Origin of the sequence: Thermoanaerobacter brockii subsp. finnii Ako-1 (genome assembly GCF_000175295.2) — a bacterium.
Taxonomy (GTDB): Bacteria; Bacillota; Thermoanaerobacteria; order Thermoanaerobacterales; family Thermoanaerobacteraceae; genus Thermoanaerobacter; species Thermoanaerobacter pseudethanolicus.
In genome coordinates this window covers 1,857,298-1,882,485 of record NC_014964.1, presented here as the reverse complement: position 1 = coordinate 1,882,485, position 25,188 = coordinate 1,857,298, and the positions used below count along the sequence as shown (strand labels likewise).

Below are 25,188 nucleotides of genomic sequence, written 5' to 3'. Positions count from 1 at the left end.
TTTTTTTTTTTTTTTTTTTTTTTTTTTTTTTTTTTTTTTTTTTTTTTTTGAAACTTTTTTAAAATTGACATTATAAGAAACAAATGGTATAATTTTTTTGTCAAATTATGTCGAGAAGAAGGGAAAACGGTGGAAGTATACAATTACAGCGAGTATTATCTTATAAAGCATTTAATGACGAGTTTGAAACATTATCATTATATAACTTATTTACACAGTATAAGAGTTGCGAAACTTACTTATTTAGTTTCTAAAAAATTGGGATTACCCAAAGAGGAGCAAATTTATAACTGTAAGGGGGGATTATTACACGATATTGGCAAGGTATTAGTACCTGTCGCCATTCTTGACAAGCCAGGTTCGCTTACAGAGTTAGAATACGAATTTGTGAAGATACATCCGAGTTATGGCGCGGAGATGTTAAAAATTTTTCCTTCTTTGAAGGATTTAATTCCAGGGGTACTTTACCATCATGAAAGGCTAGATGGTTCTGGCTATCCTTTTGGTGTCAGTATTATTCCTTTAAATGCTCAAATAATAGGAATTTGTGATTCTTTTGATGCAATGACTACAAAAAGGCCTTATAATGAAAAGAGGTTAAAAAGTATACACGAGGCAATATTTGAATTAAAAACCCAACCACAAAAATATAATTACAAAATCGTAGAAGCATTAGAAGAAGTGTTGTGGGATAAAAAGGGGGATCAACAACACTTTATTTCTATTAGGGATGTGCAAAATTAATTAAAATAATCATAATCAAAAACCAAAATATGTATGACATACAATATATAGTAATCAAGACTGACAATCAAACATAAAGTAAGGGATAAGGGAAAAGAAAAGACAAAAAGAGGAGCTAAAAAAGGGCATAAATATCCTGTAGAAGTCAAATGTTAAAAAATGGCATGAACTAAATTCAGCAAAAGTTAAGCCGATTGCATCAGAGCAACAAGAGACTTAAACTCATCAAATTTACCCAGTTTAATAGCTACAATAGCGACAGTAAGCAAAGTAATATGGCCAAAAGTATTAAGGTTGCTGACAGAATTAATATTTCTAACATAAGCCTTTTCAAAATCCAGAGCTTTAAATCGAGAATTATATCTTTCTGATTCTACTCTTAGTCTATAGACAGCCTTAAAATATAGGGAGTCTCTATTAATAGAAGACCTATAATCAGAAGATATAATAGCATACTTAGTACAGCCTCTATGCTTTTTGCCATTAAAATATTTAGGATGCTTTATAGGGCAGGCAGAGTCATCTTTAGAATTACAGAACTTGCAAACAAATTTTTGCTTAATAAAACCATCAAAATACTGCTTGCCGTCTTTGAGCATTTTAATACCTGCTTCACAAACGATATAACCATCATCAGTCAGTGGGGGATTTTTAGAATTACGCTTGTTAAGAGGAATAAAACAATGACCATGGAGAGTATCTCTAACAAAATTATAAACTCTCTTAACATCATACCCCTTATCGGCAATAAAATTAACATACTTAAGGTTAAACCACTTATTAGTCTTTTCAAGTAAAGACAAAGCAACTTCAAAATCGGGGACATCAGCGGGAGTAGTAGTTTCAGCGATAGGCAATCCAGAGATAGCATCAACAATAATATGATTTTTATAGCCCCAATAAAACTTATAACGTTTATTAGAAGAATCATTAGAAGCAGAATAAACGCCTAATTTACAATCCTTATCAGACTTAGGCTGATTATCTTTAGAGAATTTATTTTTAGAAAAAGACTTAGGGTTATTTAACTTAGTGTTAGCTTTAATAGGGGTAGAGTCCATGGAAATAAACTCACCAGAGATAATGCCCATATTTTTGAGGATATTGACTTGATTTTGAAAGATAGAGGTCAAATAATCATGAGAGAACTCATTAATAAAACGGCGGAAAGTCCAATAAGAAGGAAGAGGTTTAAGGATGTTAAAGCCACAAAGATGAGCAATGATAAGATTATTGCGGAGATAATCTAAAAGGTCAGAAATTGTACCGAATCTTTCAGCTTTCATAACAATAAAAGCTCTAAACATTGCATGATGAGAATAACCCTTACGGCCAGGACTAGAGGAATGGAATTCAGGTATTGAAGACAAGTCTAGATTTTTAAACATAGAAGAATAGAAATCAATTTTAGACAGAGAAGTAAAGAGTTCAGGTATATTTAAAAGTAATTGAAGCTGGTACATGTAGGATTTCCCCCTCCTTAAAAAATATTTTCATGCGGTATATATAATAATTCGACAAATGGGAGGGGAAATCCTACATAAAAGATAAAAAATTCAAGAGTGATAGAAAAAAAGCATGTCTGTGGAATGGCTTAAATGAAGGCTTTTGAATTTTGCACAAGTCTATATTTCTATATAATGGGAGGGTAACAAATGAAAAGCATTAGAACAAAACTTTTGGTGTTTATACTCTTGTTTATTTTAATTCCCCTTGTCATAACAGGATATTTTTCTACAAATATTGCAGAGAGTGTTCTTAAAACCAAGATAAACGATTCTAATCAAGCAGCTTTATCGGTTTTAAATAAGTACATAAATTCTATTAAACAAGACACAGAATCAATGCTTGAAATGTTAGCTGAATCAAATACTATAATGAATTATGATGGGAGCAGCGCTTCAGATGAGGCAGTACTTAAAAAATTAGAAGAAGTCAAAAAATCTATGCCAAATGCAATGAATGTGTATTTTGCGACACCTGATAAAAAGATGATTTTGTACCCACCTCAAAAACTAGAAAATTACGATCCAACAGAAAGGCCGTGGTATAAAGATGCTGAAAAAGCCGGAGGTAATATTGTCTGGACAGATCCTTATGAAGATTTCAATACTAAGGCGCCAGAAATCACTGTTACTAAAGCCATTACGGGTTCGAGTGGTAAGTTAGTAGGCATATTAGGAATTGATATAAGTTTAGAACAACTTTCTAAAAATATATCTAGTGTTAAACTTGGAAAGACAGGGTACATATACCTAGTTACAAAAGATGGTACTGTTATTACTCATCCGGATACTACTAAGTTGTTTACTTCTATAAAAAAATATGACTTTGGGGAAAAATTGTTAAGTCTTAATAATGCTACTATACAGTACAGTTCAAACAATGTGTACAAGTTTGCCAGTGTGAGAAATCTTGACAGCTTTGGGTGGAAAGCAGTAGTTACAATGGGAAATAGCGAATTAACAAAAGATGTGACGAAAATACGAGATTTTGTAATCACTGTAAGTATAATAGTATTACTCATAGGATTTTTAATAGCATACTTCTTTGCAAATTCTATATCCTCAGGAATCAAAAAAGTGGTAACTGCTATGTCTGCAGCAGCTAAAGGGGATATTACGGTTAAAGCTAATGTAAAAGCAAAAGATGAAGTTGGAATATTGGCAAATAGCTTCAACACCATGATTGAAGGAATAAAAAGGCTTGTTTTTGACATAAGAAGCGTATCAGAGTCCGTAAATCACTCAGCGGAAAACATGGCTGTAGCTTCTGAACAAGCAGCACAAGCCACACAAGACGTTGCAAAAGCCATTGAAGAAATCGCACAAGGAGCTTCTAGCCAAGCAAGAGAAGCAGAGGAGAGCACTAATGCCACTGTATTACTTGGGCAATTGATAGACCAATCCCTTAAAAACGCTGATGAGATAAACCAAGAAGTAGCGAATGTCAGCATGGTATCCAACGAAGGGCTTGTGATTATAGATGACTTAATTAAAAAGACAGAATTGACAGTAGAAGCAAATAACAATGTAAAAGAATCCACAAATTATCTTTTAGAAAAATCTACGGAAATAAGCAAGATTGTAGAGACGATAACAAGCATAGCAGACCAGACAAATCTTTTATCACTAAACGCCGCGATAGAAGCAGCAAGAGCAGGAGAGGCAGGAAGAGGTTTTGCCGTTGTAGCAGACGAAGTGAGGAAATTGGCAGAGCAGTCCTCACAGGCAGCGAGAAATATAGCTAACTTAATATCTGAGATACAAAACACGATTAACGATACTTACAAGACAGTAGAAGACTCAACAAAATCAATAGAAGAGCAAAGCAATGTAGTCAATACCACAAAAGATGTATTTGAAGGAATACTTCATGCAGTGAATTTCATAGTAGAGAAGATTGACAATCTAAACAAATCATTAAAGGAGATAGAGGAACATAAAAACAAGATAGTAGATTCAATACAGAACATAGCGGCTGTATCAGAAGAGTCAGCGGCATCAGCGGAAGAAGTATCCGCAACATCACAAGAACAGTCGGCAATTGTGGAAGAGATGGCATCAACAGCAAATGAACTTAAGAATTATGCAAATACTCTCATTGAGGCGATTAAACAATTTAAAGTTGAGTAAAGGCGGGGTCATTCCCGCTTTTTAAATTTAAAAATGTATAAATATTAGCAGGATTTTTGAAGTGATAAATAGAAATATACTATATCACCAAATTAAAAAATTTATGGGGGGATTTAAATATGTCAAGAGTTATAAGAGCGCCAAGGGGGACCACATTACATTGCAAGAATTGGCAAATAGAGGCGCCTTACAGGACTTTGATGAACAATCTAGATCCGGAGGTAGCAGAGGACCCGGCGAATTTGATAGTGTATGGAGGAGCAGGAAAAGCTGCAAGAAATTGGGAAGCTTTTGATAAAATAATAGAGAGCTTAGAAAATTTGGAGGAAGATGAGACACTTCTCATACAATCTGGGAAACCTGTAGGAATTTTTAAAACTCATACAATGGCACCAAGAGTGCTCATATCCAATGCAATGTTAGTACCTGCATGGGCTAATTGGGAAAATTTCTGGGACCTTGAGGCAAAAGGGCTTACCATGTATGGGCAAATGACAGCAGGAAGTTGGATATATATAGGAACACAAGGGATTATAGAAGGAACTTTTGAGACTTTTGCAGCTCTTGCTAAAAAACATTTTGATGGAACATTGAAGGGAAAGTTTGTACTTACAGCCGGACTTGGAGGTATGAGCGGAGCGCAGCCTTTAGCAGTTACCATGTTGGATGGCGCATGCCTTGTAGTAGAAGTGGACAGAAATAGAATACAGAGAAGATTAGATACTAAATACCTTGATGTAATGACAGACAATCTTGACGAAGCTTTAGAAATGGTTTTGAAAGCGAAAGAAGAAGGAAAGCCTTTGTCAGTTGGACTTGTCGGAAATGCCGCAGATGTTCATCCTGAGCTTGTAAGGAGAGGAATAATTCCAGACGTTGTAACAGACCAGACATCAGCCCATGACCCATTAAACGGATATGTGCCAAATGGAATGACACTAGAAGAGGCATTTGCTCTTAGAAAATCAAATCCGGAGGAATATATAAAGAGAGCTAAAAAAGCTATGGCAGAGCATGTTTCAGCAATGCTTGAGATGCAAAAAAGAGGAGCAATAGCTTTTGATTACGGCAATAACATAAGGAGAATGGCTTATGATGAAGGGGTAAAAGAGGCTTTTAATATCCAAGGTTATGTTCCTGAGTATATAAGAGATTTATTCTCTGAAGGGAAGGGACCTTTCCGCTGGATTGCATTATCAGGAGACCCTGAGGATATTTACAAGACTGACGAAAAAGTTTTAGAACTTTTCCCTGAAGATAAACTGCTTGAAAGATGGATTAGGTTAGCGAGAGAAAAGATTAAATTCCAAGGATTGCCTGCGAGGATTTGTTGGTTAGGATATGGCCAAAGGGCGGAATTTGGACTTGCAATAAATGAAATGGTGAGAAAAGGCGAACTGAAAGCTCCTATTGTAATAGGTCGTGACCACCATGATACAGGTTCTGTTGCATCCCCTTACAGAGAAACGGAGGCAATGAAAGATGGCAGTGATGCTATCGCAGATTGGCCAATACTTAACGCCTTGTTAAATACTGCTTCAGGAGCTACATGGGTATCAGTACATCACGGCGGTGGAGTTGGAATAGGATATTCAATACACGCAGGAGTAGTGGTGTGTGCCGATGGAACAAAAGAGTCTGACTTGAGAATAGAGCGGGTTTTGACCTCTGACCCTGGTTCTGGTGTTATGAGACATGCAGATGCTGGATATGAAATTGCAATAAGAACTGCGAAAGAAAAAGGAATAAAAATGCCTATGCTAAAATAACGTTGGAAAGGATGAGGAAATAAATGGATCAGATAATTGAATGTGTACCTAATTTTAGTGAAGGAAGAGACCAAGAAAAAATAGCACAGCTTGTCAAAGAAGTTGTGTCGACGGAAGGAGTAAAGCTTTTGGATTACTCTTCCGATAAAGACCACAACAGGACAGTTATAACCTTTTGTGGAGATGCAAAGGGAGTAAAAGAAGCGGCTTTTAAGCTCATTAAAAAAGCTTCAGAGATAATTGATATGAGGTACCATAAAGGGGAGCATCCGAGGATTGGGGCAACAGATGTAGTACCCTTTATACCTGTGAAAAATGCTACAATGGAAGAATGTATCCAAATTGCAAGAGAAGTAGGAGAAAAGGTTGGAAGAGAGCTTAGTATACCTGTGTATTTATATGAAGAAGCTGCTACAACTCCTGAAAGAAAAAATTTAGAGAATATAAGGCGGGGAGAATATGAAGGTTTTTTTGAAAAGATAAAACAGCCGGAATGGAAGCCAGACTTTGGTCCGCAGGAGATGAACCCCAAAAGCGGTGCGACAGTGATTGGCGCAAGAAATTTTCTCATTGCCTACAATGTCAATCTTGCTACAGACAATATTGATATAGCTAACAAAATTGCTAAAGCTATCCGATTTTCAAACGGCGGTTACCGGTATGTAAAGGCGATGGGGGTGGAATTAAAAGAAAGAGGAATTGTGCAGGTGTCGATGAACCTTACTGATTTTAATAAAACACCTATTTACAGAGTTTTTGAAACAATTAAAGCAGAAGCTAGTAGGTATGGGGTAAATGTTATAGGCAGTGAAATAATAGGGCTTGTGCCAGCAAAGGCTTTGTTTGATGTGGCAGATTATTATTTAAGAATAGAGAACTTTTCTGAAAATATGGTTTTAGAAAACAGAATATACGAATGAGGTGTTAAAATGGAGGCAGATTTGTTAATATACAACATTAAGAAAATTTATACACCTCTTGGCAATTGCCCACAATGTGGAAGTGACATGGAAAATATAGAAGAAATTGAAGATGCTTATATTGCAATAAAAGATGGAAAAATTTTAGCGGCAGGAAAATCACCTGCCGCAATTTCTGCAAAAGAAAAAATTGACGCAAAAGGCATGATTGCAATTCCTGGATTTGTAGACCCTCATACTCATCTTATACATTATGGCTCAAGAGAAAATGAAGTGGCACTTAAATTAAAAGGGTATTGTTATGTAGACATATTAAAGCAAGGTGGAGGAATACTTTCTACTGTTAATGCAACCAGAAATGCTTCTGATGACCAATTGATAGAAAAAGCTATGAAAAGCCTTGATATAATGCTATCTCATGGCACTACTACTGTAGAAGTAAAAAGTGGATATGGACTTAGCACAGAAGAAGAGATAAGGCTTTTAAGACTTATGAATAAGCTTAATTCAATCTCTCTTGTGGATATTGTTCCTACTTTTTTAGGGGCTCATTCAATACCCACGGAGTTTAAGGAGAATTCTTGGGGATATGTTGATAAAATTATAAATGAAATGATTCCCAAAGTAAAAGAGGAAAATCTTGCAGAGTTTTGTGATGTTTTTTGCGAAGATGGAGCTTTTGACTATGAACAGTCTAAAAAGATATTAGAAGAGGCTAAAAAGTATGGAATGAAACTTAAAATTCACGCTGATGAGTTGACACAAAGTGGTGGAGGAGAATTGGCGGGAATATTAGGTGCTGTAAGCGCAGACCATCTTGAAGAGGTATCTGAAAAAGGAATTGAACTTATGAAAAAAGCAGGTACTGTAGGGGTACTTCTTCCTGGAGTTTCTTATTTTTTAGATAGACCTTATGCCAATGCAAGAAAATTAATTGAAAAAGGTCTTGCTGTGGCTCTTGGTACGGATTACAACCCGGGGACAAGCCCTACAGAAAATTTACAGCTTATAATGTCTTTTGCGTATATAAAAATGAAAATGTCTGCCAAAGAGATTTTAACTGCTGTAACTTTAAATGCAGCTTGTGCTATTGATAGGGGAAATGAAATAGGCACAATAGAAAAGGGTAAAAAGGCAGACATACTCTTAATTGACGTACCAAACCTTGACTATGTGATGTACCACTTTGGAATAAATCATGTAAACACAGTTATAAAGTCAAAAGGAGATAAGGCGGTTGTAATTGGGGTAAGGTAAAAATGCGTATTTTACAACGTGCAGCAGATTTTAAATATGTTTATGATAAATATAATGAGGAAGTTTTAGAAAATTATTAATAAACGTGGTGAAAAGTATGACGTCAAAAAAATCCACAGTATGCGCTGTGGATTTTTTTATACAAATATATCTTTGAAAACCCCCAAATAATATAAAACTCTCAAAAATATTGTAACAATTTTTTTGGCAGTTGTATTACGGAAATTATATATCATTGGTATAATAGGTAGTGGGGGAAAATATATACACAGAGAAGGAGATGATTTTATGCTAATTGATGATTCATTAAAGGAGTATATTGAAAAAGTGGCCTCAAAATCACCAACACCGGGAGGAGGAAGTGTATCGGCGGTATCAGCAAGCCTTGGGATTGCCCTTTCTTCTATGGTTTACAATCTTACAATAGGGCGAAAATTTTATGAGGAATATACTGATGATATTAAAGAAGAGATTCAACAAGGGCTTAGTATATGTAATCGACTTCTTGCAGAATATGTAAAGCTTATTGATGAAGACACTGTAGCTTATGACGAAGTGATGAAAGCCCTTAAAATGCCAAAAGATACTGAAGAAAATAGAAAAATAAGGAACGAAGCGCTTCAAAAAGCTTATATTAACGCTATGAATGTTCCTCTAAAACTTGCGAGATTATGTGGAGAGGCATTTACCCCGACGATGTTGATTGCGGAATACGGGAATCCTAATGCCATATCTGATGCGGCAGTTGGGGCTATTCTACTATATGCAGCTATAGAAGGAGCTGTTTTAAATGTAAAAGTGAATTTGCCTTATATTAAGGATAAAGAACTGGCAGAAAAAGCGCGGATAGAATGCGATGAAATTTTAAATAAATACAAGGAAGTAAGAGATGAAGTTGTAAATAAAGTATTAAATAAAATTTCAGGGTAATAGTAAAATAAAAAATATAATTGTGAAAGATACATAAAGAAAAACGGAGATTTTTAGAGAAATTGTATGCCTTTTAAGTAAAACTGATGAATTTAGGAGTTGTATATGACCTTTGATAAAGTTATAATAAAGTTAGATGTCAGACAAGCTTATATGTTTACCGAGTGCAAAATCGGTAAACGGTAACAAAATTTTTTGTAGGAGGTTATATGATGAAAAGGTGGCGTGTTGTTTTAGCATCCTTGTTAATTGTAGTGTTATCAGTTTCAGTGCTTTTGTCAGGATGCTCTTCAAAGACAAAGCAAGAAAGTACACAACCCCAAACTACGCAAGAATCTAAAAACAAAGATTTTAAAGTAGGTCTTGTAACAGATGTGGGTGGCATCAATGACCGCAGCTTTAACCAAATGGCTTATGAAGGCTTGCAAAGAGCTGCTAAAGAATTAGGTGTTACAGTGAACGTAATACAATCAAAGAAAATGGAAGACTATGTACCGAACTTAACAAATTTTGCACAACAAGGGTACAACTTGGTAATTGCAGTAGGTTTTATGATGCATGATGCTGTTGAAGAGGTATCACAAAAATTCCCTGACACAAAATTTCTGATAATTGATTCAGAAGTGACAGACAGGCCTAACGTTTCATCAGCTATGTTCAAGGAAGAGCAAGTCGGCTATCTTGTAGGCGCTATGGCTGGATTAATGGAAAAAGAAAAAGTTGGTAAGGTAAAAGGTACAAACACCATAGGTGTTGTTGGCGGAATGCAGATACCACCAGTTGATCGCTTTATTGCAGGTTATCAACAAGGTGCAAAAGCTGTTAATCCGGACATAAAAATTCTAATCAATTATACAAATAATTTCGATGACCCAGCAACAGGTAAACAAATGGCTTTGACACAGATAAGCCAGGGTGCAGAAATCATCTTCCAAGTTGCTGGTGGTACTGGTGACGGAGTAATAAAAGCAGCCCAAGAGAAAAACGTATATGCTATTGGTGTTGACGCAGACCAAAGCTATTTAGCTCCTGATCATGTTTTGACATCAGCAGTTAAGAGGGTTGATGTTGCAACATACAATGTTATAAAAGATACTTTAAATGGCAACTTTAAGAGTGGAATTGTATACTTTGACTTAAAGAATGACGGTGTTGGAATAGGTAAAGTGAATAAAGATGTTCCACAATCTATCATAGATAAAGTTAATCAATTAGCACAAGATATAAAAGACGGTAAGATAACAGTATCTGACAAAGTTTCAAAATAAACTAAAACCATAAAAAACCGGGGCTGAATACTGTTCAGCCCCTTTTTGGAGGTAGGAGTATGAGCGCTATATTGGAAGTAAAGAATATTACGAAAGTATTTCCTAAGGTTGTAGCAAATGACAATGTCAACCTTACAGTTGAAAAGGGAGAAATTCACGCTATACTTGGAGAAAATGGTGCTGGCAAATCTACTTTAATGAATATTATATACGGCTTATATAAACCGGATTCAGGTCAGCTCATTTTTGATGGTGAAGAACTCAATCTAAGTGGTCCTCATGAAGCTATTGAAAAAGGTATAGGAATGGTACATCAACACTTTATGCTTATTCCTGTTTTGACAGTTGCAGAAAACATTGTATTAGGTGCAGAGCCTAAAGGCATAACTTACGATAGGGAAAAAGCAAATGAACTCATAAGAGAGATTTCAAAAAAATATCACTTAGAAATAGATCCTGAAGCAAAAGTAAAAGATTTATCTGTTGGTCTTCAGCAAAGAGTTGAGATTTTAAAGGCTTTTTATAGAAAAGCAAAACTTTTGATTTTGGATGAGCCAACAGCTATGCTTACTCCTCAGGAAACAGAAAAATTATTTGAAATAATGAGGGGACTTGTAAAACAAGGTATGTCAATAATATTTATAAGTCACAAATTAGAAGAAGTATTAGAAATTTCTGATAGAGTTACAGTTATGAGAAGAGGTAAAACTGTTGGTACTTTGAACACAAAAGAAACGAATGAGCAAGAACTTGCTAATTTAATGGTAGGTAGAGAAGTAGTATTGAGAATAGAAAAGAGTGAGTACAAGCCAGGGGATGTCGTTTTAAGTGTTAAAAATTTAAATGTAGTTGACCAGCAGAACGTTCCTAAGGTTAAAGATGTAAGTTTTGATATACACGAAGGAGAAATTTTTGGACTGGCTGGTATTGATGGAAATGGGCAGTTAGAATTAGTAGAAGCTATAATGGGATTAAGGCCTAAGAAATCTGGTAATATTTTATTTTACAGGAAAGATGTTACAAATTTTACTACAAGACAGCTTTATAGAGAGGGTATATCGTATATTCCACAAGATAGGCAAGCAGATGGACTTGTTTTGGATTTTACAATTGCAGAAAATTTGATTTTGAGGGAATATAAAGATCCCACCTATTCTCGTTATGGTGTAATTCAATATAAAAAAGTATATGAAAATGCCGAGAGAAAAGTTAAAGAGTTTGACGTAAGGCCTCCTGAGTACATGCTTAAGGCTCGTGGTTTATCAGGAGGAAATCAGCAAAAGGTAATACTGGCGAGAGAAGTAGGATACAATCCTAAGCTTTTAATTGCAGTTCAACCCACAAGAGGAATGGACGTTGGTGCTATAGAATATATCCATAAGAGACTACTTGAATTGAGAGATAAAGGTGCTGCTGTATTTCTCATTTCATTAGAGCTAGAAGAAATAATGGCATTATCAGATAGGATTGGAGTTATATACAATGGACAGCTTATGGATATTTTGGACGGCAAAACTGCAACGAGAGAACAAATAGGAATGCTTATGGCTGGTTCGCGATTTGATAAGACGACATTGGAGGCGAGATAATGAAGAATCTTTTAAAAGAACTGTATATTCCTGTTGCAGCTGTGCTTATAGCAATAATAGTTGGTTCTATTATAATGCTTATTACAGGATTTAATCCTACAACAGCTTATATATCTTTATTTATAGGTGCTTTTGGTTCAGTTAATAATATTGCAAATACTCTTGCAGCTGCTGTACCTCTTATATTGACAGGATTGGGTGTAGCTATATCTTTTAAGGCTGGACTATTTAATATAGGTGCAGAAGGACAGTATTGGATAGGTGCAATAGTAGGTGTTTGGGTAGGCTATAGTTTTACTGGATTACCTTGGTATATCCACATACCTTTTGCACTTATAGCTGCGATGATAGCAGGAGGACTTTGGGCAGGACTCATTCCGGGACTTGCAAAAGCCTATACTGGTGCTAATGAAGTTATAACTACAATGATGATGAGCCACATTGCAATATATTTTAGCCACTTTTTGCTTCAATTTGGCCCTATGATGGAGAAGGGAGGAACAATTCCTCAATCTCCACGTATTAAGGAGAGCGCAGTTATACCATTTTTAATTAAGAATACACAACTTTCTTATGGAATTTTTATTGCTCTTGCTGCTGCAATTTTTGTATATTGGCTTATGTTTAAAACGACATGGGGTTTTGAAATGAGAGCAGTAGGATATAATCAAAGAGCAGCAAGATATGCAGGGATGAATGTGCCTTTGAATATGGTGTTTTCATTAGGATTAAGTGGTGCATTTGCAGGACTTGCTGGAGCTGTTCAGATGTTAGGAGTCCAGCATAGGCTTTATGACAGTTTTACTGCTGGATACGGTTATACAGCAATAGTTGTAGCGCTTCTCGCAAACAACAATCCGATAGGAGTTATATTTGCGGCAATTTTGTTTGCGGCTTTAGATACTGGTTCTCAGTATATGCAGCTTAATGCGCAGGTACCGGGTCAAATGGCAGACGTTATTACAGGGCTTATAGTATTCTTCGTTGCAGCTCATAGAGTAGCAGAAGTTATTAAAGACAAATTTGCGAAAAACCGCAAAAAGGAGGCGCAAGCATAATGGAAATATTTTTAAATCCACAACTTTGGGCAGCTACTTTGGCGATGGCCACACCATTAGCATTACCTGCGCTAGGTGGTACTTTTTCTGAAAGATCTGGTGTTGTAAATATAGCGATGGAAGGTATTATGCTTATTGCAGCATTTTTTGCAGTTGTATTTGCTCATGCGACTGGTAGCGCTTGGCTAGGACTTTTAGGTGCTATGATAGTTGGGCTTATAGTAGCTTTGATTTTTGCGTGGGCAGCTGTAAGCTTAACGGCTAATCAAATAATTTTAGGTATGGCAATTAATATTTTTGCATCGGGTATTACGGCATACCTTTTAAATACGATGTATGGTTTTACAGGAACTCCTGTTGACACTCCTATGCTACCTACTATAGAAATCCCAGGCATTAAAGATACACCATTTTTAGGCCAAGTTTTGAGTGGTCACAGTGTAGTAGTATATTTGATGATAATAATTTTATTTGTGTCAGATTATTTTCTGTTCCACACAAATTTAGGTTTAAGACTTCGAGCAGTTGGTGAAAATCCTGAGGCGGCTGAAACAGCGGGTATTGATGTTATAAAATTAAGGTATCTTGGCGTTGCATTAAGCGGTGTTCTTTCTGCGATGGGTGGTGCTTACCTGTCAATAGGTGCGTTAAATAGTTTCATCCCTGATATGACAAGTGGTAGAGGTTACATTGCGTTGGCAGCAATGATTTTTGGTAAATGGACGCCTTTTGGGTCTTTTGGTGCTGCACTTCTCTTTGGATTCGCAACGGCTTTCAGCATGCAGCTCCAAAATACGGCATTTTCTAAGAATATAATCATGATGTTGCCCTATATAGTGACAATACTTGCACTTGTGGGTGTCGGTGGAAAGAGCGTACCACCTGCTGCAGATGGAGTACCATATACACCAAAGAAATAAGGTGATTTTATGTCGATGCTGCTACCTGAGAAAAAACCGCTGTATGAGCTTGCCTTAAGGAAAATGGAAGAATTGATAAAGACAGGGCAGTGGAAAGAGGGCAGCAAGCTCCCTTCTGAATCACAGCTTGCCAAACAATTTGGTATTAGTCGAGCTACTTTAAGAGAAGCAATGAGAATTTTAGAAGATGAAGGACTTATAGTGAAACAGCAAGGGGTAGGAACTTTTGTAAGGAGAAAACCCCTTATAAAGAGTGGCTTGGAAGAGTTATTTAGTGTTACCACTTTAATTGAAAGGCAAGGGATGGTACCTGGTACAAAAGATTTTACTGTATATAAATTGCCTGCTACAGAAAATGAGGCAAATCACTTAAAATTGAAACCAGGAGATATTATATATAAAGTAGAAAGGGTAAGAACAGCAGATGAGGTCCCGGTTGTGTATTGCATTGACAGGTTACCTCGAAGCATTGTAGGCGAATCTTTTACGGGATTTGAACAATCTGTGTTTTCTTACCTTGAAAGTGAACACTCTATTACAATAACCTATGCAGTTTCTAATATAAGAGTTATAAAACATGACCCTGTAGTTGAGAAAAAACTAATGATGGACAAAAATGATTCAATTCTTTTGTTAGAACAGGTGCATTACGATGAAAACAATACGCCAATCCTTTATTCTTCTAACTATTTTAATGCTTCTAAATTCGACTTCTATATTATACGCAAAAGAATATTATGAAAGTAGGTGTATAAAGTGGAATATAAAGATTATGAGAAGCTTGTGGAATTAGCGAAAGATGCAAGGGAGAAGGCCTATGTGCCTTACTCCCACTTTAAAGTAGGTGCATGTGTTCTTACTGAAGATGGAAAAGCTTACCAAGGATGCAATATTGAGAATGCTTCTTATGGTCTTACCAATTGTGCAGAAAGGACAGCACTTTTTAGCGCTTATGCAAATGGAGATAGAAAATTAAAAGCAATTGCTGTAGTTGCAGATACTGAAGGTCCTGTTTCTCCTTGTGGTGCATGTAGACAGGTAATGATGGAATTGGGTGGAGAAGACATGGTTGTTATATTGAGCAACATGAAAGGCGATTATGCTGTTGTCACTGTTAAAGATTTGTTGCCAGGTGCTTTTACCTCAAAAGATTTAGAGAAATAATACGGACATAAGTTCATAGAAGAGGTGGTAAAATGTTCAAAAGAGTCATACTAATAGTTTTGGATAGCGTAGGAGTAGGAGAATTGCCAGACGCTTATAAGTTTGGGGATGAAGGTTCAAACACCTTAGGCCATGTGACAGAAAAGACAGGTGTTGAACTTCCTAATATGGGGCGATTAGGGCTAGGGAATATAATTCCTTTAAAAAGCGTTCCTGAAAACCCTAACGCTATTTGTGGATATGGCAAGATGGCTGAAAAATCAGCAGGGAAAGATACTACTACAGGTCATTGGGAGATAGCAGGACTCTTTATTGAGAAACCTTTCCCTACTTATCCCCATGGTTTTCCTGATGAAATTATCAAGGAATTTGAAAAAAGAATTGGTAGAAAAGTTTTGGGAAATAAGCCTGCTTCAGGTACGGAAATAATAAAAGAGCTGGGAGAAGAACATGTAAAAACAGGATATCCTATAGTTTATACTTCTGCTGATAGCGTATTTCAAGTAGCAGCCCATGAGAATGTCATACCTCTTGAAGAGCTTTATAGAATTTGTGAAATTGCCAGGGAAATACTAAAAGGAGACCATGCGGTAGGAAGAGTCATTGCAAGGCCTTTTACCGGTACTCCTGGAAATTTTGTGAGAACAGGAAATAGGAGAGATTTTTCGTTAAAGCCTTTTGAGCCTACTATATTAGATATGTTAAAAGAAGATGGATATGAGGTTTTTGCTATAGGAAAGATTGAGGATATTTTTGCTGGGCAAGGAATTACTGGGAAAAATCATACGACAAACAATGACGAGGGCATTACAGCTACTATAAAAGCGATGGATGAAATTAAAAATGGGTTAATTTTCACAAATTTAGTTGATTTTGATATGTTGTATGGCCATAGAAATGATGTAGAAGGATATGCAAAAGCTTTGAAACATTTTGATAACAGACTTCCAGAAATTATGGAAAAACTCACAAAGGAAGATTTACTAATTATAACTGCTGACCATGGTTGTGACCCTACTACTGAAAGCACAGACCATTCAAGGGAATATGTGCCACTATTAGTTTATAGTCCTTTAATGAAACATGGAGTTAATTTAGGAGTAAGGAGCACATATGCAGATATTGCTGCCACAATAGCTGAAACATTCAGGGTTGGTCCTACAAAGCATGGCACATCTTTCTTGAAGGAATTACCTTTATGAGTGGGGGTATGATTTATGCGGATGTATGACCTTATAATGAAAAAGAGAGACGGTGGAGTTCTTACAAAAGAAGAGATTGATTTTATAATATCCTCTTACACAAAAGATTATATTCCTGATTATCAGATGAGCGCTTTGGCAATGGCTATATATTTTAGAGGAATGACGCCAGAAGAGACTGCACATCTTACTATGGCTATGGCTTACTCTGGCGATGTGATGGATTTATCAGCCATTAAAGGAATCAAAGTGGATAAACACTCAACTGGTGGTGTAGCTGACACTACTACACTGGTGCTTGCTCCGATGGTAGCAGCCTGTGGAGCGCCTGTTGCAAAAATGTCGGGAAGAGGTTTAGGACATACCGGTGGAACGATAGATAAACTTGAGTCAATACCAGGAATGAGAGTAGAACTCAGCGAAGAGGAGTTTATTGATAACGTAAATAAATACGGCATTGCTATTATTGGACAGACAAAAAATCTCACCCCTGCTGATAAAAAATTATATGCTTTAAGGGATGTTACTGCAACAGTAGATTCTATTCCTCTTATTGCAAGCTCTGTTATGAGTAAAAAGATTGCCGCAGGTGCAGATGGCATAGTATTAGATGTGAAAGTGGGTAGAGGAGCTTTTATGAAAGATTTAGAAAGCGCCAAAGCCCTTGCTAAATTGATGGTGGATATAGGAAATTCTGTAAGGAGAAAGACTGTAGCTCACGTTACAAATATGGATTATCCGTTAGGGCTTGCGATAGGAAATGCACTTGAGATAATAGAAGCTGTTCAAGTTTTAAAAGGTCATGGTTCTAAAGATTTATTGGAAGTATGTATGCTACTTGGTTCTGATATGCTTCAAATTGCAGGTGTTGCAAAAGACGATACAGAGGCGAGGGCAAAACTAAAAGAAGCGCTTGATAGCGGAAAAGCCCTACAAAAATTTAAAGAATTTATAAAGGCTCAAGGTGGAGATGAAAGAGTAGTTGACGATTTTTCACTTTTACCACAGGCTAAGTATGTAAGACCTTGGATTGCCGACAGGGATGTATATATAAAAGACATGATGGCTTTAGATTTAGGCCTTGTAGCGATGAAGTTAGGAGCGGGAAGAGAGAAAAAAGAAGACAAAATAGATTTAGCAGTTGGTATAATGCTAGGTGGAAAAGTTGGAGATATAGTTAGAAAAGGTGAGCCTATTGCTACAATATATGCTAATGATGAGGGTAAAGCTGAATGGGCTTTAAATGAAATTAAAAAGTATATTCTTCTCTCTGATGAGCCTGTGGAAAGGCCAACATTAATATTTGAGTAACAAAAAAGCGGTTCTTTTTAGTGTTTTGTAAGAAGAACCGCTTATTTCTATTAAATTTTTGCCGATTTAAACCGATAAATAAATACGGAATTTTTATTTTTAGTTAGAGGGGAGAAGTGTAAATGGGAAAAACTATTCGAGCTCAGGTTGTGCGATCTTTTGTAATTATAGGCATTTTAACAGTTATACTTTCGGTGATTGTGAATTTAGGACTTATAAATACTATTAACAACATTGAAAAATTAAGAAAATATGTGGTAAATCAAGTCATTAACGTGTCAAATGCCCAAGTTCAAATTGCGGTATTAAGTGGCAATATTCAACAAACTTTAAATGACTATATGAATGGCAATACGACAAATTTTTCCGTTGGAGTTCCAATTAGTTCAATGGAGATCTACATTGCTAATATCCAAAATAGCTTAGATGACTATAAAAATACCAAGAATTACGACTCACTTAATAAAAATTTATTGCTAATTAAAGAAGGTATTCAGGACCTAAAGAAAGCAGTAAATGAATTACCCGAAAAGTATGACTCTGTTAATGATAGCGACAAAGTAGTAACTATTACTTATTATTTGAATCGTATACAAAGTGCTTTGAATGATTTTAGCTCTACATATTCCCAGGGCTTTTTACCTTATTTTAATCAAATGATAGAAAGTAATAAAAGAAATTTTTACATATCACTGGGAATGAGTATTGTAATACTATTGATAATTTTAATTTATGCAGCGATAATAACAAGAAAATTAAGGAAATATGCAAAACTTATTAATTCTGAAATTATAAATGCAGAAAAGCAATCAGAAGAAGTCATGAATTACGCGGTAAACATAAGAAACAAATCAGAAGAAAATACTATGAACATAACTTCTTCAAAACAAGGTTTAGAGGATTTAGTGAATGGGATTAACATAATTTCAGAAAATATAAATGAAGTTGCTGAGTCTATTACTAAAGTTTCACAGACTAATGAAAATTTGTCACAAGTCTCCGATAAACTTATGAGAGACATGAATGAAGCAATGATGAGAATCAAAGAAATAGAAGAAAATGCAAACAGGCAAGGAGAAGAAGTTAAATCATTAATTGAATCTTTACAAGAAAGCTTGGAAAACTCCAAAAATACTTCAAAACAACTGAATGAACTAGAGAAAAGAATGGGTGGTATAAAAGATATTCTTTATTCAATATCAGATATAGCGGAACAGACGAATCTTTTGGCACTTAATGCGGCAATTGAAGCAGCAAGAGCTGGAGAAAATGGAAGAGGATTTGCGGTCGTAGCAGAGGAAATAAGAAAACTTGCAGCGCAATCGACAGAAAGTGTAGAAAGAATAGGAGAAATAATAGAATCTCTTACCCAATTTACAAGAAATACTGTGGATAATGTCATCAAAAACATTGATAATTCTACAAAAGCATCTCAGGAGGTAAATAAAGTATTAGATATATTTGAGCAGACAAAAGAAGGGTTTGACAAAGTCGCTGATATTATTAGTGAAATTTCTGTTGCGGCAGAAGAGACAGCTGTAAGTTCTAGTCAAACGCTGCAGGCCATGAAAAACGTAATGGCAGCATCACAAAATATATCTGCACAAGTAGAAGAATTACTTGCCTCATCTGAGCAGCTTCTTGCAGAGATAAATGTAGTAGATGAAAATAATTTAAAAAATCTTGAACACATAAAAGAACAAGTTGAATATGCAGAAAATCAAAAAGCTAATATGCAGAAAATTACAAGTATAGTGATGCAGTTGTAATAATTGACATACACTACTTCATGGTATATAATTTAGTTAAACAGCGTGCGACGGGTTACGGCATGAGCTGGTAAGGTAGCTATTACCTTGCCAGCTTTTAATTTTGAGAGAGGAGGATTTTTATGAAAAGGATTTTTGAGCTTACAATGAAAGACATTGAGAGAATGGACAAAAATACACTCATTGAAACAATCAAAACTTCCGAAGGAAGGACGGTAATGGCAGAGACTATTGTAACAGTTCCACCGCTGGTTTATGGAGTATCAAACATGGAGCTTGCAGCGGCTTTTGGCAGTGATATGATTACGTTGAATTTTTTTGATTTTCAAAAACCATTTATTTTTGGCATAGATGACGTAGAAATTAACTTTTCAGCTGAGCCTTCCGAATTACAAAAAATAGTCGAAATAGCCTCCAAAAACGCAGAAGATTTTGACTACATCAAGAGAGTTAAAAAAATTGTTGGAAGGTTTATAGGTGTAAATATAGAGCCTGTTCCTGAAGGAGTAGAATATGTAGAGGGACGAAAATTAAATAAAGAAAATCTTTTAAAAGCTAAAGAATACGGATTTGATTATATCGTTATAACTGGGAATCCCAATACAGGAGTAAGTGTAGGCACGATAATAAAAGGAATAGAATTAGCAAAAGAGATTTTGGGTGAAAATATGATGATTATTGCCGGAAAAATGCACGGTGCTGGCTCAGGAAACATATATGAAGACAAAATTTTAAAAGATTTTGTGAAAGCAGGTGCCGACTGTGTTTTGATACCAGCGCCTGGTACTGTTCCAGGAATTGATTTAAAACTTGCAAAAAGACAGATAGATGCAATACATCAAGTAGGTGCATTAGCAATGACTACAATTGGCACCTCACAAGAAGGTTCACAAAAAAGCACAATAGAATTTATCGGGGTTCAATCAAAAATGGCAGGGGCAGACATACAGCATATAGGAGATGCAGGATATGCAGGAGTAGCACTTCCTGAAAACATAATGGCACTGTCTATTGCCATAAGAGGAGTAAGGCATACTTATAGGAGAATGGCATATTCTTTGAATAAGTAATTATGGTTATAAAAAAGGCCTATGATGAATTCGCCATAGGCCTTTTTACACTCTTTTGAATATGTCTTTTAAATTTATAGTGAGGTCATCGAAGATACTCACTTTTATGCTATTGGCAATGGCATCAGTACAACCTCCAGGTTAAATATATTTTCAACTTATTGGTTAATTTTATTATAAAATTATTTTTCAAATAATTCAATGAAAAACGAGGATGCGACTTAAAGATATATGCGAAATTATAATAAGTAAAATTTAAGTAGGTGCCTAAGAAGGGAAAATTAGTTATTGACAAACTGTAAAATAGATTATATAATATTCGTAAACGAATACTAAATTACGGCGTGTTACTGCAAAAGCAGGCATGAGCCGGTTGAGGTGTTATTACCTTGCCGGCTCTTTTTATATTAAATGCCTGAAAAATAAAAATAAGGAGGTTTTTGTATGAAGTGGTTAGCAAGTGTTCAAAAACTTGGTAAAGCCTTAATGCTTCCAGTTGCAGTTTTACCTGCAGCAGCATTGCTTTTAAGGCTTGGAGCACCTGATGTTTTCAACATTCCTTTTATCATGCAGGCAGGTGCAGCGGTATTTGACAATTTACCCCTCATCTTTGCTATAGGTATTGCAATAGGTTTTGCAGAAGGGGACGGAGTTGCGGCTCTTGCTGCAGCGGTAGGCTATTTTGTACTGACAAAAGGTGCTACCACAATAAACAAAGACATCAATATGGGTGTTTTAGGCGGTATATTGATGGGTATCATCGCAGGTTATTTGTATAACAAATACCATGATATTAAACTTCCTGATTTCTTAGGTTTCTTTGGAGGAAAGAGATTTGTTCCAATTGTAACGGCATTTGCTGCAATTGTACTGGCACTTGTGATGGGGTATGTATGGCCTCCAATACAGAATGGCATATATGCGCTTGGTGAGTGGATAATTGGCGCAGGAGCACTTGGAGTATTTGTATACGGTGTGCTAAATAGGCTTTTGATTCCTTTTGGACTTCATCACGTTATAAACAGTCTTGTCTGGTTTGTTTTTGGTACATTTAAGACAGCAGCTGGCGAAGTTGTAACTGGCGATTTAAACAGGTTCTTTGCAGGAGACCCGACTGCAGGTATCTTTATGGCCGGATTTTATCCGATTATGATGTTTGGACTTCCAGCAGCAGCACTGGCTATGTGGGCAGCAGCTAGGCCGAATCAAAGAAAAGTTGTGTCTGGTGTGTTAATAAGTGCAGCTCTTACAGCTCTTTTAACGGGTATTACTGAACCCATCGAATTTGCATTTATGTTCTTGGCACCAGTACTTTATGTAATACACGCCCTTTTGACAGGTTTGTCTCTCGCTATAACTTATATTCTTGGAATAAAAGCTGGTTTTGGTTTTTCGGCTGGTCTTATTGACTATGTATTAAGCTATGGCATATCTACCAAACCGCTATTACTTCTTTTGATAGGTATCATATACGGAGCAATATACTATGTAATTTTCTATTACGTAATAGTAAAATTCAATTTGCCAACTCCTGGCAGATTAGAAGAAGAAGCAACAGATCAGTATAAAGAATTGTCAAAATCAGAAATTGGAGGTATTGCTGCACAATACGTAGAGGTATTGGGTGGAGTAGAAAATATACAGTCTTTGGAGGCTTGCATAACAAGATTGCGCTTGACTGTAAAAGACGATACAATAATAGACGATGATAAACTTAAAAAGTTAGGGGCGACAGGCGTAATGAGAATGGGCAAAAATGCATTGCAAGTAATTGTTGGTACAAAAGCTGATTTGATTGCACAAGAAATGAAAAAACACATGAAAAAAGCAGGAGGTAAAATTTAAGGTGAAAATGTTTTAGGCGGCCGTAAACTGGCCGCCATCAAAATTATTTTAAGAAGTTTGAAATATATGGGTATAATAAGATATTATTAAAATACAGAAAGGGATGGTATACATGTTTAACATATTTAAAAAGAAAAAATACGTAGATATATATTCTCCTATTAATGGTATATTATTAAAAATTGAAGATGTGCCAGATCCTGTATTTTCTCGAAAAATGGTAGGAGATGGAGTGGCATTAGAACCCACAGAAGGTATTGTATATTCACCGGTTAATGGAACTCTTATACAATTATTTCCTACAAAACATGCTTTGGGAATAAAAACAGAAGAAGGATTAGAAATACTAATTCATATTGGGATGGACACAGTAGAAATGAAAGGAAATGGATTTGAAAGTTTTGTTTCAGAAGGTGAAAAAGTGAAAATAGGAAATAAGTTGCTTAAATTTGATATGGAATTGGTTAAAAAAGAACATCCCTTGACATCTCCAATTATTATTACTAATATGGATATAGTGGATAAAATTGTAAAAGAATCTTATGGTGAGGAAGTAAAAGCAGGAAAGACAAAGATTATGAGAGTATACCTCAAGTGAAAAGTGAGGTATTAATTATGTATCAAGTGGTAAAAGTTCTTAACAATAATGTGTGTATGGCAAAAGACGATAAAGGTATGGAATGCATAGTCGTTGGAAAAGGTATAGGATTTGGCAAAAGACCAGGTGATATTATTGAAGAAGATAAGTTGGAAAAAATATTCTATGTACAAGAAGATGTTAATAAAATTAAGTTTTCTGAGTTGATGGAAAAGATAAGAGGAGATGTAATAGGTATTGCAGAAGAAATAATAGCGATGGCAGAAAAAATAAAAGGCAAAAAACTTAATGAGCATATACACATTGCACTTGCTGATCACATTGCCTTTGCGATTGAAAGAATAAATATGGGAATAGAAATAAAAAATCCTTTTGATATAGAGATAAAAGCTTTATATAAAGATGATTACAATATTGCATTAAAAGCGTTAGAATTGATAAATCAAAGACTTAACATTTCACTTCCTGAGGATGAGGCGGGTTTTATAGCTCTTCACTTGCATGCTGCTTTAGAAAATGCTGGTTTATCAAATACTGTGAAAAATACCAGATTGGTATCTCAATTAGTGTCTACAATTGAAAAACACTTAGGTAAGTATATTGACAGAGATTCAATTGATTATATAAGGCTTGTAACCCACTTGCGGTTTGCTATTGACAGAGTAGAAAAAAATGCCCCTGTGACAAACGAACTTTTAGTATCAATAAAGAAGAAATTTAAAAAGGCTTACAATATAGCAATGCAAGTATCAAAAATAATAGAAGACACCCTCCAAAAGAAAGTTCCTGAAGAAGAAACAGGATATATTGCAATACACATTCAGCGATTAATCAATACTATTTAACAAACCCGAACTAAATTTGCTTTTAGTTCGGGTTTTGCAATTTTTATAATCTAAAATTGCAAAATACTATTGACTTTAAGAGGAGATACATATAAAATATGTTATAAAGAGTTTTTGAAGGGGGAAGTTCGATGACTCTTAAAAAGGGTAAGAAAGTGTACATTGTTGACACAACTTTAAGGGATGGAGAGCAAACTGCAGGAGTTGTGTTTGCAAATAATGAAAAAATCAGAATTGCGCAAATGTTAGATGAAATTGGAATAGATCAATTAGAAGTAGGTATTCCCACAATGGGAGGAGACGAAAAAGAAACAGTTACAAAAATTGCAAAGCTTGGATTGAATGCCAGCATAATGGCGTGGAATAGAGCGGTTGTAAAAGATGTTCAAGAATCTTTAGAATGTGGTGTTGATGCTGTTGCAATCTCTGTGTCTACTTCGGATATTCACATTGAGCACAAGCTTAAAAAGACAAGGCAATGGGTTTTGGACAATATGACTGAAGCAGTGAAATTTGCTAAAAAAGAAGGGGTATATGTTTCTGTCAACGCAGAAGATGCATCTCGTACAGATATGAACTTCCTTATTGAATTTGCGAAATGTGCAAAACAAGCAGGAGCCGATCGTTTGAGATTTTGCGACACCGTAGGATTTTTGGATCCTTTTAAAACATATGATATGGTCAAAGCAATAAAAGAAGCTGTTGACATTGATATTGAAATGCATACCCACAACGACTTTGGAATGGCTACTGCAAATGCTCTTGCGGGTATGAGAGCAGGAGCTAATTTTATAGGAGTTACTGTAAATGGCCTTGGCGAAAGAGCCGGAAATGCTGCTTTAGAAGAGGTTGTAATGGCATTAAAGCACGTCTACAAAATAGATTTAGGAATAGATACAACTAGATTTAGGGAAATTTCCGAATACGTTGCTTTAGCCTCAGGAAGACAGTTGCCAGCATGGAAAGCTATAGTTGGAACAAATGTCTTTGCCCATGAGTCAGGTATTCATGTAGATGGTGCCCTTAAAAATCCTCACACATATGAAATATTTAACCCTGATGAAGTAGGCCTTGAAAGGCAGATTGTGATAGGCAAGCATTCTGGCACTGCGGCTCTTATAAATAAGTTTAAAGAATACGGCAGAGTTTTAACAGAAGAAGAAGCAAATTTGCTTTTGCCGCATGTCAGAAAATTAGCTATACAGCTTAAGAGGCCGCTTTTTGACAAAGAGCTTATGTACCTTTATGAGGATGTTATCAAAAACAGAGAAAAGGCTATATAAAATTATGTTAC

The 25,188-nt window shown here is 35.7% G+C and carries 21 protein-coding genes; 20 read left to right on the top strand and 1 reads right to left on the bottom strand.

Going from position 1 to position 25,188, the window contains the following annotated elements; genetic code table 11:
* The first annotated feature begins 129 nt into the window (after nt 1-129).
* Nucleotides 130-744 carry an HD-GYP domain-containing protein gene (locus THEBR_RS09375; protein ID WP_012269610.1) on the top strand — a complete coding sequence of 205 codons (615 nt, stop codon included), beginning with the start codon at nt 130-132 and terminating at the stop codon, nt 742-744.
* A 185-nt stretch (nt 745-929) separates the two neighbouring features.
* On the opposite strand, the gene THEBR_RS09370 is transcribed toward THEBR_RS09375, so the two are convergent.
* Nucleotides 930-2,207, bottom strand: coding sequence for a transposase (locus THEBR_RS09370; protein ID WP_004395562.1), 1,278 nt, complete (start codon nt 2,205-2,207; stop codon nt 930-932).
* A gap of 192 nt (nt 2,208-2,399) precedes the next feature.
* Between THEBR_RS09370 and THEBR_RS09365 the strand changes: the two genes are divergently transcribed.
* The 19 genes from THEBR_RS09365 to nifV all read left to right on the top strand — a co-directional run bounded on the left by THEBR_RS09365 (nt 2,400) and on the right by nifV (nt 25,177).
* Nucleotides 2,400-4,379 carry a methyl-accepting chemotaxis protein gene (locus THEBR_RS09365; protein ID WP_012269609.1) on the top strand — a complete coding sequence of 660 codons (1,980 nt, stop codon included), beginning with the start codon at nt 2,400-2,402 and terminating at the stop codon, nt 4,377-4,379.
* 119 nt (nt 4,380-4,498) lie between these two features.
* The gene (hutU, locus tag THEBR_RS09360; RefSeq protein ID WP_003869236.1) at nt 4,499-6,148 is read left to right on the top strand and encodes a urocanate hydratase; all 1,650 of its coding nucleotides are present in this window, start codon (nt 4,499-4,501) and stop codon (nt 6,146-6,148) included.
* Between the two features lie 23 nt (nt 6,149-6,171).
* Nucleotides 6,172-7,068, top strand: coding sequence for a glutamate formimidoyltransferase (ftcD, locus tag THEBR_RS09355; RefSeq protein WP_004402003.1), 897 nt, complete (start codon nt 6,172-6,174; stop codon nt 7,066-7,068).
* A 9-nt stretch (nt 7,069-7,077) separates the two neighbouring features.
* Nucleotides 7,078-8,325 carry an imidazolonepropionase gene (gene hutI, locus THEBR_RS09350; protein ID WP_004402001.1) on the top strand — a complete coding sequence of 416 codons (1,248 nt, stop codon included), beginning with the start codon at nt 7,078-7,080 and terminating at the stop codon, nt 8,323-8,325.
* Nucleotides 8,326-8,613: 288 nt separating this feature from the next.
* The gene (locus tag THEBR_RS09345; protein WP_006569147.1) at nt 8,614-9,255 is read left to right on the top strand and encodes a cyclodeaminase/cyclohydrolase family protein; all 642 of its coding nucleotides are present in this window, start codon (nt 8,614-8,616) and stop codon (nt 9,253-9,255) included.
* A 212-nt stretch (nt 9,256-9,467) separates the two neighbouring features.
* Nucleotides 9,468-10,523, top strand: coding sequence for a BMP family lipoprotein (locus THEBR_RS09340; RefSeq protein WP_012269608.1), 1,056 nt, complete (start codon nt 9,468-9,470; stop codon nt 10,521-10,523).
* 59 nt (nt 10,524-10,582) lie between these two features.
* A complete protein-coding gene (locus THEBR_RS09335; protein WP_009051780.1) occupies nt 10,583-12,112 on the top strand; it encodes an ABC transporter ATP-binding protein in 1,530 nt (509 codons plus the stop codon).
* Entirely contained in the window at nt 12,112-13,170 is a 1,059-nt protein-coding gene (locus THEBR_RS09330; protein WP_003867520.1) for an ABC transporter permease, read from the top strand. The genes THEBR_RS09335 and THEBR_RS09330 overlap by 1 nt, the downstream gene beginning before the upstream one ends.
* A complete protein-coding gene (locus tag THEBR_RS09325; protein ID WP_003867519.1) occupies nt 13,170-14,090 on the top strand; it encodes an ABC transporter permease in 921 nt (306 codons plus the stop codon). Before THEBR_RS09330 ends, THEBR_RS09325 begins: the two co-directional genes overlap by 1 nt.
* A gap of 15 nt (nt 14,091-14,105) precedes the next feature.
* On the top strand, nt 14,106-14,831 hold the full coding sequence (locus tag THEBR_RS09320; RefSeq protein WP_029688982.1) for a GntR family transcriptional regulator: 726 nt from the start codon (nt 14,106-14,108) through the stop codon (nt 14,829-14,831).
* Nucleotides 14,832-14,846: 15 nt separating this feature from the next.
* Nucleotides 14,847-15,254, top strand: coding sequence for a cytidine deaminase (locus THEBR_RS09315; RefSeq protein WP_003867517.1), 408 nt, complete (start codon nt 14,847-14,849; stop codon nt 15,252-15,254).
* Nucleotides 15,255-15,286: 32 nt separating this feature from the next.
* On the top strand, nt 15,287-16,456 hold the full coding sequence (locus tag THEBR_RS09310) for a phosphopentomutase (RefSeq protein ID WP_009051779.1): 1,170 nt from the start codon (nt 15,287-15,289) through the stop codon (nt 16,454-16,456).
* Nucleotides 16,457-16,471: 15 nt separating this feature from the next.
* Entirely contained in the window at nt 16,472-17,767 is a 1,296-nt protein-coding gene (locus THEBR_RS09305; protein WP_012269607.1) for a pyrimidine-nucleoside phosphorylase, read from the top strand.
* A gap of 122 nt (nt 17,768-17,889) precedes the next feature.
* Entirely contained in the window at nt 17,890-19,536 is a 1,647-nt protein-coding gene (locus THEBR_RS09300) for a methyl-accepting chemotaxis protein (protein WP_012269606.1), read from the top strand.
* A 122-nt stretch (nt 19,537-19,658) separates the two neighbouring features.
* Complete coding sequence (locus THEBR_RS09295) at nt 19,659-20,606, top strand: DUF7916 family protein (RefSeq protein ID WP_003867513.1); 948 nt, start codon at nt 19,659-19,661, stop codon at nt 20,604-20,606.
* A gap of 444 nt (nt 20,607-21,050) precedes the next feature.
* Nucleotides 21,051-22,451, top strand: coding sequence for an N-acetylglucosamine-specific PTS transporter subunit IIBC (gene nagE, locus THEBR_RS09290; RefSeq protein WP_012269605.1), 1,401 nt, complete (start codon nt 21,051-21,053; stop codon nt 22,449-22,451).
* Between the two features lie 112 nt (nt 22,452-22,563).
* On the top strand, nt 22,564-23,049 hold the full coding sequence (locus tag THEBR_RS09285) for a PTS sugar transporter subunit IIA (RefSeq protein WP_009051774.1): 486 nt from the start codon (nt 22,564-22,566) through the stop codon (nt 23,047-23,049).
* A 17-nt stretch (nt 23,050-23,066) separates the two neighbouring features.
* Complete coding sequence (glcT, locus tag THEBR_RS09280) at nt 23,067-23,894, top strand: glucose PTS transporter transcription antiterminator GlcT (protein ID WP_003867510.1); 828 nt, start codon at nt 23,067-23,069, stop codon at nt 23,892-23,894.
* A gap of 131 nt (nt 23,895-24,025) precedes the next feature.
* Entirely contained in the window at nt 24,026-25,177 is a 1,152-nt protein-coding gene (nifV, locus tag THEBR_RS09275) for a homocitrate synthase (protein ID WP_003867509.1), read from the top strand.
* Nucleotides 25,178-25,188: the final 11 nt, after the last annotated feature.